This window comes from Pseudoalteromonas sp. S1727, from assembly GCF_005886375.1.
Lineage (GTDB): Bacteria > Pseudomonadota > Gammaproteobacteria > Enterobacterales > Alteromonadaceae > Pseudoalteromonas > Pseudoalteromonas haloplanktis.
This window is the reverse complement of the sequence record NZ_PNDT01000041.1, coordinates 90318-105519: the sequence shown is the minus strand read 5'-3', so window position 1 is coordinate 105519 and position 15202 is coordinate 90318. Positions and strand designations below refer to the sequence as shown.

Annotated in this window: 15 protein-coding genes; 6 read left to right on the top strand and 9 right to left on the bottom strand. The window is 41.5% G+C overall.

The window, feature by feature from the left end; translation table 11 throughout:
- Positions 1–5: 5 nt before the first annotated feature.
- The gene (locus tag CWB85_RS11465; protein WP_138554948.1) at positions 6–644 is read right to left on the bottom strand and encodes an energy transducer TonB; all 639 of its coding nucleotides are present in this window, start codon (positions 642–644) and stop codon (positions 6–8) included.
- A gap of 312 nt (positions 645–956) precedes the next feature.
- Between CWB85_RS11465 and CWB85_RS11460 the strand changes: the two genes are divergently transcribed.
- The 5 genes from CWB85_RS11460 to CWB85_RS11440 all read left to right on the top strand — a co-directional run bounded on the left by CWB85_RS11460 (position 957) and on the right by CWB85_RS11440 (position 5349).
- A complete protein-coding gene (locus tag CWB85_RS11460) occupies positions 957–2702 on the top strand; it encodes a potassium/proton antiporter (protein WP_016708834.1) in 1746 nt (581 codons plus the stop codon).
- A 104-nt stretch (positions 2703–2806) separates the two neighbouring features.
- Positions 2807–3313 carry a DUF3087 domain-containing protein gene (locus tag CWB85_RS11455; protein ID WP_016708835.1) on the top strand — a complete coding sequence of 169 codons (507 nt, stop codon included), beginning with the start codon at positions 2807–2809 and terminating at the stop codon, positions 3311–3313.
- An 85-nt stretch (positions 3314–3398) separates the two neighbouring features.
- Positions 3399–3614: a TIGR02450 family Trp-rich protein gene (locus CWB85_RS11450; protein ID WP_016708836.1), complete on the top strand. Its 216-nt coding sequence runs from the start codon at positions 3399–3401 to the stop codon at positions 3612–3614.
- 49 nt (positions 3615–3663) lie between these two features.
- Positions 3664–4116 carry a low molecular weight protein-tyrosine-phosphatase gene (locus CWB85_RS11445; RefSeq protein ID WP_138554947.1) on the top strand — a complete coding sequence of 151 codons (453 nt, stop codon included), beginning with the start codon at positions 3664–3666 and terminating at the stop codon, positions 4114–4116.
- A 174-nt stretch (positions 4117–4290) separates the two neighbouring features.
- Positions 4291–5349 carry an endonuclease/exonuclease/phosphatase family protein gene (locus CWB85_RS11440; protein ID WP_171039008.1) on the top strand — a complete coding sequence of 353 codons (1059 nt, stop codon included), beginning with the start codon at positions 4291–4293 and terminating at the stop codon, positions 5347–5349.
- A 56-nt stretch (positions 5350–5405) separates the two neighbouring features.
- On the opposite strand, the gene CWB85_RS11435 is transcribed toward CWB85_RS11440, so the two are convergent.
- Positions 5406–6002 (bottom strand): rhomboid family intramembrane serine protease, encoded by a 597-nt coding sequence (locus tag CWB85_RS11435; RefSeq protein ID WP_138554945.1) that lies wholly within the window; start codon positions 6000–6002, stop codon positions 5406–5408.
- A 99-nt stretch (positions 6003–6101) separates the two neighbouring features.
- Positions 6102–6785 (bottom strand): type 1 glutamine amidotransferase domain-containing protein, encoded by a 684-nt coding sequence (locus tag CWB85_RS11430; protein ID WP_138554944.1) that lies wholly within the window; start codon positions 6783–6785, stop codon positions 6102–6104.
- A 143-nt stretch (positions 6786–6928) separates the two neighbouring features.
- Between CWB85_RS11430 and CWB85_RS11425 the strand changes: the two genes are divergently transcribed.
- On the top strand, positions 6929–7852 hold the full coding sequence (locus CWB85_RS11425) for a LysR family transcriptional regulator (protein ID WP_138554943.1): 924 nt from the start codon (positions 6929–6931) through the stop codon (positions 7850–7852).
- 2 nt (positions 7853–7854) lie between these two features.
- On the opposite strand, the gene CWB85_RS11420 is transcribed toward CWB85_RS11425, so the two are convergent.
- The 6 genes from CWB85_RS11420 to CWB85_RS11395 all read right to left on the bottom strand — a co-directional run bounded on the left by CWB85_RS11420 (position 7855) and on the right by CWB85_RS11395 (position 15064).
- Positions 7855–8589 (bottom strand): dienelactone hydrolase family protein, encoded by a 735-nt coding sequence (locus CWB85_RS11420; RefSeq protein WP_138554942.1) that lies wholly within the window; start codon positions 8587–8589, stop codon positions 7855–7857.
- A gap of 82 nt (positions 8590–8671) precedes the next feature.
- Positions 8672–9898 carry a glycerophosphodiester phosphodiesterase family protein gene (locus tag CWB85_RS11415; protein WP_138554941.1) on the bottom strand — a complete coding sequence of 409 codons (1227 nt, stop codon included), beginning with the start codon at positions 9896–9898 and terminating at the stop codon, positions 8672–8674.
- 27 nt (positions 9899–9925) lie between these two features.
- Positions 9926–10786: a carboxylate/amino acid/amine transporter gene (locus tag CWB85_RS11410; RefSeq protein ID WP_016708844.1), complete on the bottom strand. Its 861-nt coding sequence runs from the start codon at positions 10784–10786 to the stop codon at positions 9926–9928.
- Between the two features lie 122 nt (positions 10787–10908).
- Positions 10909–12333, bottom strand: coding sequence for an amidohydrolase family protein (locus CWB85_RS11405; RefSeq protein WP_138554940.1), 1425 nt, complete (start codon positions 12331–12333; stop codon positions 10909–10911).
- Between the two features lie 127 nt (positions 12334–12460).
- On the bottom strand, positions 12461–14593 hold the full coding sequence (locus CWB85_RS11400) for a M3 family metallopeptidase (RefSeq protein WP_138554939.1): 2133 nt from the start codon (positions 14591–14593) through the stop codon (positions 12461–12463).
- A 258-nt stretch (positions 14594–14851) separates the two neighbouring features.
- A complete protein-coding gene (locus CWB85_RS11395) occupies positions 14852–15064 on the bottom strand; it encodes a hypothetical protein (RefSeq protein WP_138554963.1) in 213 nt (70 codons plus the stop codon).
- Between the last annotated feature and the right edge of the window lie 138 nt (positions 15065–15202).

The following is a 15202-nucleotide window of genomic DNA, read 5'->3' as shown; positions in this document are numbered from 1 at the left end:
CACTCTTATTGTGTTTGGTCTAATTTAAAATCAAGTTGTACGCTTTGCCCCGTTTGTATTTGTGCTACGCCATCAATCACTTTTGGGCGGTATTTCCAGCGCTTTATTGCCCGTAGTGCTTCACGGTCGAATATGCGTTTTGGTTCTGCGTTTGTGACTTGTGCATCAATTACTTCACCTGTCTGAGACACATTAAAGCTTAATTGTACCCAGCCTTCAATGCCTTCTCGCGCGGCAATCGGTGGATATTTAGGATTTATACGCACTATTGGGGTGGCATCCCCTGTAGGGCGTTGTAAGTTTGCTTGTATACCTGTGCCTATTTCACCAATGCTGATATCCGGTGTTATTGCGGTGGTTATTATATTGGTATCTGTGCTTGGCGGTGTACGCGGGGGCACTTTTGGTGGTGTTTGCATTTTCGGCGGCGGTGGCAGGGTTTGCTTTTGTTGTACCTTAGAGTCCTCTGGTGCTTGGAATATTTCTACAATAATGTTGTCACCGCCAACGTTTGCTGCGCGTTGCTCGCCACTAATCAAATATTGCATAAATGCAAATGCAGCAAATGTCATTGCGGCACCACCAACGATGGCTGTGGATGTTTTTAATGTATGGTGAGTGTGTGGTAAATCGACTGTTTGCATGAGCAAATCCTTAAGTCCTTATGATGTATTTATCTTTAAAACGTGCGGTAAATACAAAAGGGGTGAAATATTTTAAAAAATTTAATTGCGCTGCAAAGTGGCGTTATCAACAAGGAGGAACTTATAGTGACTAGCGAGTTGTAATTGTATTTTTTCATTGTTTTCATTGACCTCAAAAAACAAATACGCGTTTTATTTATAAATAAATTAAAATAATGGACGCTTTTTGAGTTATTGTATGCACTGGACTTTCAAATCATTTTTAGTTGGCTATTTTAATTTTCCATTTATGTAAGGTTGTAAATTCATCGTATGTTTGTAATTGACAATATCATTCTTGTTAGTGCCATTTTGATTCTTTTTGGTGTGATATCGAGCAAGTTATCTGCACGTGTCGGCTTACCTGTGCTGGTGCTGTTTTTATTAGTCGGCATGCTTGCTGGTGAAGACGGTATTGCCGGTATTTCATTTGATAATGCAGAGGCTGCGCATGCTTTAGGTACGTTAGCGCTTGCTATTATTTTGTTCGATGGGGGATTGCAAACTCCGATCAGCTCGATTAAACAAGTCTGGAAACCCGCATCAGCTTTAGCGACTGTGGGCGTGTTACTGACCGCAGTGATAACCGGTGCTGTGGCAACCTATATTTTAGACCTTCCTGTGCTGCAAGGTATTTTGTTAGGGGCAATTGTTGGCTCTACTGATGCGGCTGCCGTTTTTGCCTTGTTGCGAAGTGCGGGCATTCATTTAAATAAAAAGCTTAAGTCTACCCTCGAAATAGAAAGTGCCTCCAATGACCCTATGGCTATCTTTTTAACTGTTGGCTTGTTAGAGGTGTTAGTTAACAAAATGACGTTTGGAGGCGACTTGCTGTTGTTATTTGTGCAGCAAATGGGGGTAGGTGCGCTGTGTGGTGTGTTAATTGGTAAACTGGCGACTTGGTTTATCAATCGCATTAAGCTAAATACATCAGGTTTGTATTTAGTGATGGTAACAGCTTTTGGTTTGTTATCATTTGGTTTATCTGCCTCATTAGGCGGTAGCGGCTTTTTAGCTGTGTTTATTACGGGTGTTATTTTAGGTAATAGTGAGTTTGTATATAAACGCAGTATTTTTCTATTTCATGATGGTTTAGCGTGGTTAGGTCAAATTACCATGTTTGTGGTGTTAGGATTATTGATTAATCCATCTTCATTATTGGATGTATGGTTAGAAGGGTTATTCATAGCGTTTGCGTTAATTTTTATTGCAAGACCTCTGGCTGTAGCGCCAATTTTAAAGTTATTTGGCTTTAATAATCGAGAAACCATGTTTGTGTCCTGGGTAGGATTACGCGGATCTGTGCCTATTATATTGGCAATATTTCCCCTGCTTTTTGGCCTGCCGGGCGCGGAGCTTATTTTTAATGTAGTATTTTTTGTGGTGTTAATTTCAGCCACCCTACAAGGGGCTAGCATGCCTTGGATTGCGAAAAAGTTAGGGTTGGTTGAGCCGCCACCTGTTGTAGCCGCCGCTAAACTTGAGATTACCGCTTTAAATGAAATAGATATAGAAATTGTGGAGTATACGCTAAGTGATGCTTCGCGCGTAGTTGGCAGGCGTTTATCTCGCGCGGCATTACCGGAGAGTGTGGTAGTGGCAATGATCACACGAGGGTCGTCAACTATTCCACCTAGAGGCTCTACAGTACTTAAATCACAAGATCACTTATTTGTTGTACTCAAACCTTACAATCGACCTTTTGTGGATTTGGTATTTGCTGCAACAGATGCAACACATCAACAAGAAAACCATTTAGCTAAAAATGAGTTAAGAGTGAAAGGCGTTACGTTAGTCGGCGATATTTTCTATTCGTATAATATGAAAATAGAGGCGCCTGAAAAACTCAGTTTAGAAGAGCTAATTAATCAAAAATTAACACCGCCACTATGTAAAGGTGCGATTGTGGTGATCAATAATGTGCAGCTAAGGGTTATTACTATGGTGAATACCCGCATTGTTACGATTGGTTTAAAGTATATCAATCCTAAAGAGCAAGAGCTGATAGTTAACCCCTAAGATACAGGTGTTTAATCAGAAGTTTTAAAAAAGTTTCGTCATTGTTTGCCTGCATTGGCTACAATGGCGGCTCTGGATTTTGGTTTTTATTTTATTAGGCAGTTATGCAACTTATTCAAATTGATAAAGCACGTTATCGTAAGCATTTAAACCGCGTTATTATTGGCTGTGGTTTGGCACTAGCCGCGGGCAGTTTAGCTATTTCGCAATCTTTGATAGCCTTGTTTCCAGATGAAAGTGGCAGTCATTTCCATTGGAATTTATTGGGTGTAATCATCACCAGTATTAGCATTGGCTGGGCGCTGAATAAATACCGCACACATGATTACATGACTGAGGTTGTGTATGTGTGGGAGTTAAAACAAGCACTTAATAAAATCACTCGGAAAATGGCTAAGCTAAAAGCTGCAGGTCGTGAGGGGGATCCACAAGCACTCTTGGCGATTCATTACAGTTATGCCGGCTCACGGTTATTGTGGCAGTTAGACGATAACACTATCACCATGGATGAGCTGGCAATCAAACAAGCGGAGCTTGATAGTGTGGCTGCTAAGTTTAATGTGACGCTTAATGCAGATGACTACGACGAAGCAATTTTAAAGCAGTATTAAAATAATCTATCGAACATAAACTTAACCAGCACTATAAACGTATAACAAATACAATTAATTATTGAAAAAGCTTATAGCGCAGCTCATGAATAAAATAACACCTAAGAAATTGCTCAACAGTAAATGGACTGCTGTTTCACCAGTGAATAAAGAAAAGCATTTTATCATCATTGAAATGGACTTTGATGAAGAAGGCATTGTTTTAAGCTGTGTGATTGAAGCGGTAATGTCTAAGCGCCAAGTTGCAATTGATTGGCGGGATTTAAAAGATCAGCAACGTTGGTTACAGGGCTGGCAATAATAAGTATTTTGAGTAAAGCTAGAGACATGGAGCTTACTAAGGTTTAACAATGAAAAAAATATTGGTGGTGTGTTTAGGTAATATTTGTCGTTCACCAACAGCTGAAGCTGTGCTTCGTGCTAAAGCGATGCAGCAAGGGGTGACTCTTGAAATAGATTCTGCTGGGACGGCGGCTTATCACTGTGGCAATCCTCCAGATAAACGATCACAAGCTGCGGCTTTAAAACGTAATTACAGTTTTAAAGGGATCCGTGCTCGTCAAGTACAGCAACATGACTTTGAATATTTTGACTTGATTTTAGCGGCTGATAAACAAAACCTTGCAGACTTAGTGGCGCAATGTCCGGCACACTTACAGTATAAACTTGCGCTGTTTTTAAGTTATGGCTCATCTGCAATTGATGAAATTCCCGATCCTTACTACGGCGGCGAACAAGGTTTTGAACAGGTCCTCGATTTAATTGAAAATGCCTGCGATGCAATAATAAACAAGCTGGGCTGACGTTATATTCAAATAAACATTGCTCGCCTTGCTAATTTGCATTTACAACAGACGGCTTGGCGAAGTTGTTGGTTTTGCGGTAATTTTGGCTTTGTATAATTAAGTAGGATTTTTGTTATCACGAATCATGTAGCACACCAACAATCGCAACTTACCGCCGATCCCACGACAGCGATTGAGCCAGTAGAGGTCGAAAATAGCCAATTAAAAATTGCCACATTTAACTTATTTAATTACCTTGAGCCGCCTAATGCGTTTTATGAATTTGAGCGTATTTATAGTGCGCAGCAGTGGGCTAAAAAGCAGCGCTGGATAGTTGATTACTTAACTGAGTTTCAGCCTGATGTAATTGGCTTTCAAGAAGTATTTAGCATTGAGTCACTAAAAGCACTATTACATAAAGCAGGTTATCACTACTTTGCGGTGGTTGATGAGCCACAAGTGATTGATGAGTTTATTTATAAACGCCCGGTGGTGGCGATTGCTTCTCGTTTTGCCATCAGTGACGTAGTTGCTGTGCAACATGACGCAGAGCTTGCGCACATAATGGGGCTTAGCGCTGACTTTACGTTTAGCCGTAAAGTGCTCAGGGCCACACTTATTATGCCGCATATTGGCGATGTTGATTGTTATGTGGTGCATTTTAAATCTAAACGGCCGTTGCTCGAAGTTGAGCAAAACAACCAATTAGCACCAGAGCAGAATATTATTGCCCACTTAAAAGCAGATATTGCTGGTGGCTGGGGCTCTACGATTCAGCGCGGCAGCGAAGCAACCTTATTGATGCTTGAAATGATTAAGCGGCGCGAAGACACACAAACCCCTATGCTGCTAATGGGGGATTTTAATAATAATTTAATCGATGGCGTATTGAGCCACTTACTCACCGATTCACTGCGTTTTGCCCCAGCGTTTGACAGTAAAACCTACCTTGCAAAATATTGCTTAAACGATGCGTGGGATTTATTTATAAAGTCGCAGCTAAGTGACTCAGAGCAAAATCAACAAACAGTCGAACTTAAACGTACGCCAACCCATTATTTTGGCGCCAGCAGCTCAGTACTAGATTATATTTTGTTATCTTGTGAGTTTGATACAAGTTACGACGATAGCTTTTTTGCGGTGAGTGATTACCATACTTATGACCGTCACTTGATCAACCCTGAGTTTGAGCGTGACGACCAAAGTACTGACCATGGCGTGGTAATGATCACCTTAACGCTGCGCTGTTAAGCCACCACATTTTTATATTGTTAGGGTGCGTTGCTTTATCTTGCGCATCACTTACTTTACAATTTATATGCTTCGTTTTTCTTATCTTTTTTCGCTAAATAATAGCCGATAATAATCCCTGCTAGTGCGCCAAAAAAGTGGCTTTCAAATGACACATGGGGGCGCTGTGGTAGTACACCCCAAATTAAGCCACTGTATAAAAATACCACCACAACACTAATCGCGATGGCTTTAAATGAGCGATGCATAATGCCGTAACAAATCAAAAAGCCCCATAAACCATAAAGTACGCCACTTAGCCCAACATGAATATTCGCGCGGCCAAACAACCAAACCAGTAAGCCACCAGCTAGGGCAGTGAAAATAAACACCAGCCAAAAGCGTTTTACACTGTACTGGCAAACCAGCCAGCCAAGTACTGCGAATGGGATTAAATTACTGATCAAATGTGCCCAGCCACCATGTAAAAACGGCGCGAAGAAAATCCCGCTTAAGCCATTTAAATTACGTGGGAAGATCCCTAAGCCGTTAAGGTTAATACCGGGTAAGCTATTAATTACTTGTAATAAGGCACACAGTAAAATAATGCCAATGATTGTAAAGCGTTTACTGGCGAGCGGTGGGATGCTTAAAGAACTTTTTTGATTTGCCATACATAAGCTTAAATTGAAAGTGAGTGTGGGTGAGTATACCTATCTTAATACTTAAATGAAAAGCCTTACCCAGTGGGCAAGGCTTTGGCAAATATAGGTTTAGCCTAATTTAGTAAGTAGCTTTTTAGCGGCAAGTTCGGAGCTGGCAGGGTTTTGACCTGTGATCAGTAAACCATCTTCTAATGCGAGTACGCCCCAATCATCGGTTTTTTGATAGTCGCCACCTTTTTTAATCAGTTCGTCTTCAACGAGTAAAGGCACTATATCAGTCAGTTGCACGGCGGCTTCTTCACTATTACTAAAGCCGGTGACTTTTTTGCCTGCCACAAGTGCTGTGCCATCTGAGTTCTTCGCATTCAAAAATACTGCACTTGCATGGCACACACCTGCAACAGGTTTTTGCGTATTGATAAAGTCTTCAATCAGTGCAATTGAGTCAGCATTGTCAACCAAATCCCATAATGGACCGTGACCGCCTGGGTAAAATACAGCGTCAAAATCACTGGCATTTACATCGCTAAGTGCTTTGGTATTGGCCATCAGTGTTTGTGCTGCACTGTCGTTATCAAAGCGTTTCGTGGCCTCGGTTGCAGCATCTGGTGCGGCGCTATTAGGGTCAACCGGTGGTTGTCCGCCTTTTACTGATGCAAGGGTAACTTCGGCACCGGCATCAATAAATGCGTAATACGGGGCGGCAAATTCTTCGACCCAAAAGCCCGTTTTATGGCCTGTATCGCCAAGTTCAGCATGAGAGGTGAGAACCATAAGTATTTTTTTAGCCATAACCATATTCCTTCTGATGAATTAAATTGTTAAGTGTATCTGTAATTACTATATGCATTAAGATAACTTTAAACAACGATGATAAATTTGACTTTATTGATTTAAAAATTGATACAATTGTGCGGTTGAATTTAGGAGGTGATATGAAGGTTTCGTTTGAACAGCTAAAAAGCATGGTGGTATTTGCACAAATTGTTGAGCAGGGCAGTTTAACGGCGGCGGCAAAACAGCTGGGGTTAACGCGCGCGGTAGCAAGTTATCACTTAAAAAAGCTTGAAACCCAACTTGAAGTCAGCTTATTAAATCGCTCAACCCGCACTATGGCGTTAACTGAAGCGGGAATTGCCTACTATGAGCGGTGCCGAGTTATTACTGAGCAAGCAAATGCCGCTAATCAACAAATTGAGAATATTAAAAATGAGCCTCAGGGGTTGTTAAAAATAAGCTGCCCGGTGAATGTCGGCATGCAGCTTATAGTCCCTGCTATCAACGATTTTAAGCGCCAGTACCCTAAAATTGATATTAATTTACAACTCAACGATGAAGTTATTGATATTATTAAAAATGGTTTTGATTTTGCGATACGTGGCGTGGCACTTGATGATTCAAACTTACACGCCACAAAGCTAACTGTAATGAGTACCTGTATTTGTGGGTCACCAGATTATTTTGCGCACTTTGGTAAGCCAAAAACGCCAGAGCAACTGCAAGCGCATAAATGGGTGGTATATCAACTCGGCAGTAAAACATTAACCTTGCAAAAAAATGGTAAAAAATACAGCCTGACTATGAAAGGTGATTTAAGTACCAATAATGCCGCAGCACGTACTGCTTTTGTTGAGGCAGGACATGGCATCGGGCGCATTCCTCTTTATGATGCTTGGCCTAAAGTGCAGGCGGGTTCACTCGAAATAGTCTTAGATGATTATAAAAGTAAAGACATTGAACTTTATGGCGTATTTCCACCAGGTGGCGCGGGATCTAAAAAGCTGCGTTTATTTATTGATTACTTAAAAAATTACTTTATAAAAAAGCATACCGCATTGGGTATGCTTAAAAAGAATTAACTTTACAAAGTCCGGCTAAATAACGCCACAGCTTGTTGGTACATAGCAATAGCAAGGGCTGGATCGTAACGATCTCCTTCATCGCGCATAAATGCATGTTGCGCGTTCACTTCTTGCCATTGGTAGTTTATGCCTGTGGCTACAACGTGTTGATAAATTTTGGCGCGGCCTTCTTGTGGTACATGCGGGTCTTGCTTACCCCAAATAAAGTGAATTTCACCTTGAATATCGGCCATGCGTTCAAACGAGTTATTACCAGCTTGTGCTGGGAGTGTATCGCTATGAATATCGGTGGCATATAAGCAAAATGCCGCTTTTATTGCTGGGTTTAACGCCGCGCGATAAGCTAAGTGACCACCAATACACACACCTATAGCACCCACTGAGCCGGTGCAATAACTTTGCGTTTGGGCAAAATCGATTAATGCTTGGGTGTCGCTGTCGTGCGATTCAAGAGGCTTTGCCCATTTATCGGCATTGCCTTTGTCTTTACCTGCGTCATCGTAGGCCAACACAGTGCCAATTGGGTTTAGTTCATGAAACACCTCAGGCACCAGCACCACAAAACCATGGCCTGCTAAAATAGCGGCACTGCGAGCTATTGGCGCCGTTTGTTGGAAAATCTCTGAGTAAAAAATAATCGCAGGGAACTGCCCATCCGCTTGAGGGCGGTAAACGCTGGTACGCATAGTACCCGTTGCAGTTGCGATATCATGGCTTTGGTGCGAAATGATCATAATGAGCCTTTATTCTAAAAAAAGCTCATCATAACCTAGCGTTCAGTGCTAAACGAGTGATCTGAATTGAAAAAATCTAACTTTAGATACTCGCAGGCATGTTGTTACAGCTGGCGTAGTAACTGACAGTCGCTGGCCAGTCTGAGAAAATCGCCATCACGGCGACATCTTTGGCTAGCACATCAACCACCTTCATCATGTCGCCATCGTTATTGATCACTTCACTGACTGATTGGTAGTAATACCCGCCGCCATTGACAAGCGGCCCAGAGCGCTCAAGGCTCCAAGCAATTAACTTTAGTCCTGCGGCTTTGGCGGCTAACGCATATTGCGATGGCACAATATTGTTATACTCATCAACGGCTAACAACATCCAAATAGGGGGAGCAAGAATGCGTACACCATCGTTATAAAGCGCGGTCATGCTAGGTTGCCACGTATCAGGATCATTTGGGTCAAGTTGTGATGTTTCGTCGCGGCCATCTAAGTAAACACTGTTATTAGCAAACTCCGGGTTTTGCTCTATCCAGTACTTTACGTCAGCAAGATTAAATGATTGTGGATAAACGCGCTCATTCGGTACATTTTGCTCTGTGTATTCATCGAGCATTTTTTGTGCATATTGCGCTTGAGTAAAACCATTAAACGGCATGCTTACTTGCGGTGCTTTGAGCTCAGGAGTCATTTTTACGCCTAATTGCTTAAACAAGGCAATACTTTGTTTGTGGCTCATTAATGTGCCATTGCTAGCGTATAAGTCGGTGCGCCAATTAGGCGTGCCATTTAAATATTCATCAACTGTTATTGCTTGGTTGTTTGCGCCATCCATCTTGCCTTTTAGGGTTAAAAATTCGGCAAGGGTGATATCGCTGGTACAGCATTTTGCTTGCGCAGCTTGACCGTTTTTGGCTGGTGTAAATGGGATACTGCATTTAGCAGCAAGCGCTGGCACCGCTAAAATATTAGTGGTGGTGTGTAAATCACATTGAGAGTGGCGGCAAACCAGTTCTTGGTCTTTAGTAAAGGCCACATCGCATTCTAAAACACCTGCGCCCATACGCGCTGCTGCAAGATATGACTCTTTAGTGTGCTCAGGGTACTGCATTGGCGCACCACGGTGACCAATGGCAAAGTCTGTACGATAAAAAGGCCCTTCGCTGCATGCTTGCAATTGCGTTTTCAGCGCGCTGGGCTGCATAGTGTTAATAAGATAATAAGGCCGAGTGCCAACTTGAACAGTACTACTTTGTGGCGTTTGGCTACAGGCGCTTAGTAATATAATCAGTAATGTACAAACTAGTAATTTCATAACACCCTCACATTTGTTTGCATTAGTTTAGGCTTTATTTATGGCATTTCTATTAAGGTACTGATTTAACAGCAGTGCTAAAACAATAATAGCGCCACCAATACTGAGCTTTACAAGATCGGCATCGCGATTCCAAATAACCACATTAACTAAAATACCCGCAGGGATCAGCAAATTATTCATCACCGCAAGGCCGCCTACATTGACCTGTGTAGCGCCTTTATTCCAAGCAAAATAGCCTAAACCCGATGCAATGCTACCAAGGTAAATAAGGATACCCCATTGGGTTGTTGTAGTTGGAAGTTTAGTTGTATCACCAAATAATAAAAAACAGATGCTAGCAACAATTAAAGCGCCGACAAAAAACCAGCCAAACACGCTTTGCTGCGGGATATTTCGGTTTGCCATTAAACGTTTGTAGGTCACTTGTCCTGTGGCAAAACACAGGTTGGCGGCTTGCACCAGTAGTAGCCCTGTCAAAAAATTTTCATCAATACCTTGGTAACGAATAGCTACAGCGCCAACTATTGCCAATAGGGCCACAAATAAAAACTGTGGATTAAAACGTTGTTCAATCACATCGTTTAATAGCGCAATATACAGTGGCGTCATTACCGTAAATAACAGTACCTCAGGCACGCTAAGGTATAAAAATGAATGGTAATAAAAACCATACATAGCACCCAGTTGCACCGCACCAATCAACATCAATTTAGCAATGAGTTTTGGCGCTATACCACGGTATTTTATAAAGGGTAAAAACACTAGGGTTGCTAAAGCAACACGCATTAAAACGCTAAACCAAGCATCAACTTGGCCTGCTAAATACACGCCAATTAAACTAAATGAAAAAGCCCATAGCAGGGTGGTTGCAAACAGGTAGGTCATGGTTGAGTTGTCTTTGCAAAAAACACGATTCTATACCAGTGAGCGATAAAATAATAATCACATAATAAAAAAGCTCCGCGTAGCTGGCTGAGAAAGCTTGCGGAGCTCGTTTTTTTTGGTTTTTATTGTTGTGTTACAAACTGTTTTGCATCGGCTTTAAGTTGTTCAAGTGCGGCTTTGTTGTAATAACGACTATGCGAAATAACCCCGGTGAGTTTTTGCGTGTTGCGTACATCAACTAATGGGTTAGCGGTTAAAAAAATGATGTCGGCAGTTTTGCCCTCAGTTAGCTCACCAAATTGTTCACGCTTACCTAAAAATTTAGGCCCAGCAAGAGTTGCTGATTGCAGTGTTTGTAAAGGTGTTAAACCGTAGTCACTAAAAATAGCCAGCTCTTGATGCAGTGATAAACCTGGGTAAATATATGAGTTTAAAAAGCCTGCGTCAGTTCCGGCAATAATTGGTACGCCGGCTTGTTGCGCCAGTGGCAGTAATTGCGCGGTTTTTATAAAACGTTCTTTTCGTTGCGCTATTTGTGCTGGCGTGTCTTTATTTGCTCTGTCTACGCGCCATTGGTAAGTGGCCTTGAGGCCCTTGCCAAGGTAGTTTAAAAACTCATCATCTTGATGGTTATCTTCATCAATATACGCAGTGATTTGCCCGCCAATTAAAGTTGGTACAACTGCGGTATTATTCTCAGCCAGTACGGCGTATTTATTTAAAGCGGTTTGGGTATCAATATTGGCGGTGATAATAGGTAAAGCACTGCGATAACTCAGTTCTCCTGAGGCCACTTTTGCTGATATTTCAGGCTCGTTGCTTGCAGCGGCTTTTAATAAGTAAGTCATGTGCTCGATGGCATCTAACCCTGCATTAGATACGTCCGTTACAGATAGTGAAAATGGAATATGCCCTGATATCTGGTAGCCGCGTTTTTTTACTTCCTTAACGGCTTTTAAATACAGCGCTGGTGTTAATGCGCTGTCGGTAATTTTGATAAAATCCACATTCATTGCATCAAGACTATCTATCGCGGCGTTCATCTCTGCGACTGTTTCAACTTCTAAATCGCCAGGCCAGATTGAGTCTTTACCTTCAAGTTTTGGTCCTGATGTATAGATAGTAGGGCCAACTAATTGATTGCTATTAATTTGTGCTCGCCAACTTAAAACTGACTCACTTAAATCAGCAGCGGCATCACGCACAGTGGTAATACCGTATGCTAAATAGAGCGGCAACAGTTGCTTGTTTTCTTCTATGAGCTCTTTACCGCCGCCAAAATGCACATGCATATCCCAAAGACCAGGCATCAGAAATTGATCATTGGCATCAATGTAGTTCTCAACAATATAATTATTCTTAAGTGATTGGTTACTGCGTTTTATGATCACACCATCACGAATGGCGAGTGATTGATTTGCACTCAGTTGCCCTGTTTTTACATCGATCACTGTGGCATTAGCGATTACGATATCGGCGCGCTCTGTTGGTTGAGTTGTGCATGCAGCCAGTACCAAGCAGGTTGAAAATAAAAGTGTGTGTTTCATATTGTAGCCTTGAATTTTTTATTCAGACTAGCATAGAGAAACGGATAAGGTGTCGATTTGAGTTAGAAGGGGGCAATACAGGTTGATTGCGATAAAAAATGGGAGCCATAGTAGGCTCCCATTAAAATTATTCCACTAAACCGCGGCGCTTAAGTAGTGCATCGGTCGTTGGTTTTTGACCTCTGAACTCAATGTAGCTTTGCATTAAGTCGCGGCTGTTGCCTTTTGATAAAATCTCTTTACGGAAGTTATCACCGTTTTCACGGGTAAGGCCACCTTGCTCGGTCATGTGAGCAAAGGCATCGGCTGCAAATACTTCAGTCCAAAGATAAGCGTAGTAACCAGCTGAGTAGCCGCCAGCAAAAGTATGGCTAAAGTAGCAAGACTTATAACGCGGTGGTACTGGATAGTAAGCTATACCGTGTTTTTCCAGCGCTTCGTGCTCAAATTTTTGTACGTCTGTGATTTCAGCGTCAGAGCCAAATGAGTGCCATTCCATATCAAGTAATGCGGCAGCTAAGTATTCAGTGGTGCCAAAACCTTGATTGAAGTTTTGTGACTCAAGTACTTTTGCTAATAACTCTTTAGGAATAGGCTCGCCCGTTTTGTAGTGCTTAGCGTAATTGGCAAGTACTGTTGGTTCGATATTCCAATCTTCGTGTGCTTGTGAAGGGAATTCAACAAAGTCACGGGCAGTTGCAGTACCCGCAAGGCTTGGGTATTTAACATCAGAAAATAAACCATGCGCTGCATGACCAAATTCATGGAACATGGTGGTTACTTCAGAGAAGGTCATTAATGTTGGTTGACCTTCAGCTGGCTTAGGAATGTTCTGTGCGTTATAGATAACTGGTTTTGTGCCTTTAAGACCACTTTGACCAACGTACGAGCTCATCCATGCTCCGCCACGTTTACCTTCACGGGCATAAGGGTCCATGTAGAATAAGCCGATTGCGCTACCATCTTCGTTAAAGACTTCAAAGACCATCACATCTTCATGGTATACAGGAAGATCTTTGCGCTCTTTGAAAGTGATGCCGTAGAGTTTTTCCATCGCGAAGAACATGCCGTCGTGGATCACTGATTGCATTTCAAAATAAGGTTTAACTAATGCAGGATCTAGGTCGTACTTAGCTTGGCGCACTTTTTCAGCGTAAAATGCCCAATCCCAAGGTTGTAATGCAAATGTATTGCCTTCTGCGTCAATTACTTTTTGAATCTCAGCAGCTTCTGCTTTGGCTTTGTTTACCGCTTTTGGCGCAAGGTCATCCAAAATGCCGTACACGTTGTCGGTGGTTTTAGCCATACGCGTGGTCATTACATATGACGCCCAGTCTTTATAACCAAGTAACTCTGCTTTTTGGGCACGTAAATTGGTTTCTTTGATTATAATAGGGCCGTTAGTGTTTTGTGCACGGGTTGCTGATGCTTTAAAAATACGTTCGCGTAGTTTGCGGTTTTCAAGGCTGCTTAAAATAGGTTGTTGCGTGGTGTTCACTAGCGTGATCATGTAACCTTCTTTACCGGCTTTTTTAGCAGCAGCCGCTAGGCTTTCAATTTCGCCATCAGACAAACCTGCCAACTCGCTTTTATCTGTAACAAGTATTACATCTTCTTTGAATGACTTAAGAATATTTTGTGAAAACTCAGTTGATAACTTAGCAAGCTCAGCGTTGATCTCTCGCATTTTTGCTTTTTGCGTTTCGTTAAGTTTCGCACCAGCGTTGACAAACTTAGTGTAGTAAAACTCAACCAAACGTTGATCTTCAGCGTTTAAGTTTGCTTTGTTGTTATAAATGCTTTCAACACGTGAGAACAGTGCTTTATTTAAGTAGATATCATCTGAATGAGCCGATAATACTGGCGCCATTTTAGCGGCAATACGTTGGTATTCGCTATCTGAAATTAACCCCGATAAGTTATAAAATGCTGTTGATACACGATCAAGTAATTCGCCAGATAGCTCTAGTTCAACTAACGTATTTTTAAATGTTGCAGCAGCAGGATTGTTAGCAATGGCAGCAATTTGTGCTTTTTGCTCGGCAATACCAGCATCAAAAACGGGTTCGTAATCTTTAGTGCCAAACTTATCAAATTCTGGTGCCATGTACTGTAATGGGCTTGGCTGCATTAAAACATTATCAACACTAACAGTTTGTACTTGAGATGCGTTTTCTGGTGAGTCTGTTACTTGTTGTGAACTACAAGCTGATAATAATAAAGCGCTGGCGATAGTGCTAGCGATGAGAGATTTGCGCATAAGAGCTCCAATAAAAAATAAGCCTATCAACACAGATTAGGCGTTAAGCTTGTTAACTTAGCAAATTTTAGATTATATACAATAAAGTTTATCGGTTTAATGAGGGGGTTTAGCGCAAAATAAGTAATTTCCAGATAAAATATCCGAAAATATAAAAATAGTAGCTAAAATATAATTGCTTATATAAAAGCTACTGGTAGGTTGTTGTCATATTACTTAATGGGTAATTTTTTAAATAATGAATCATTTTGTATGAAATTAGTTGTAACCGAGTACAAACTTTTTTTCACTACCAAAGCTGGCTGGCTGCTGATGGCCAAACTCTTTATTAATACAATTTAGTGTATGCTCTTGCTCTGCAAGTACAGACAAAATTTTATTGCGATACGCAGCAAGGCTTGATTCAAATAGTTGCAAATCAACTAATGGCTGCAACGTTGCTAGTTTTTGATTTAAAGTCAGTTGTGACATCATGGTGTTCCTCGTGCTTTATTTAAGCTTACAGTACTTATATAGCATTGCTTGTAAGAAAATGTTAATAATTTGTTCATAAAAAACATATTGAACTTTAACTTTTCCGTAATTGCTATTATGGCGTGCTAAACTTAC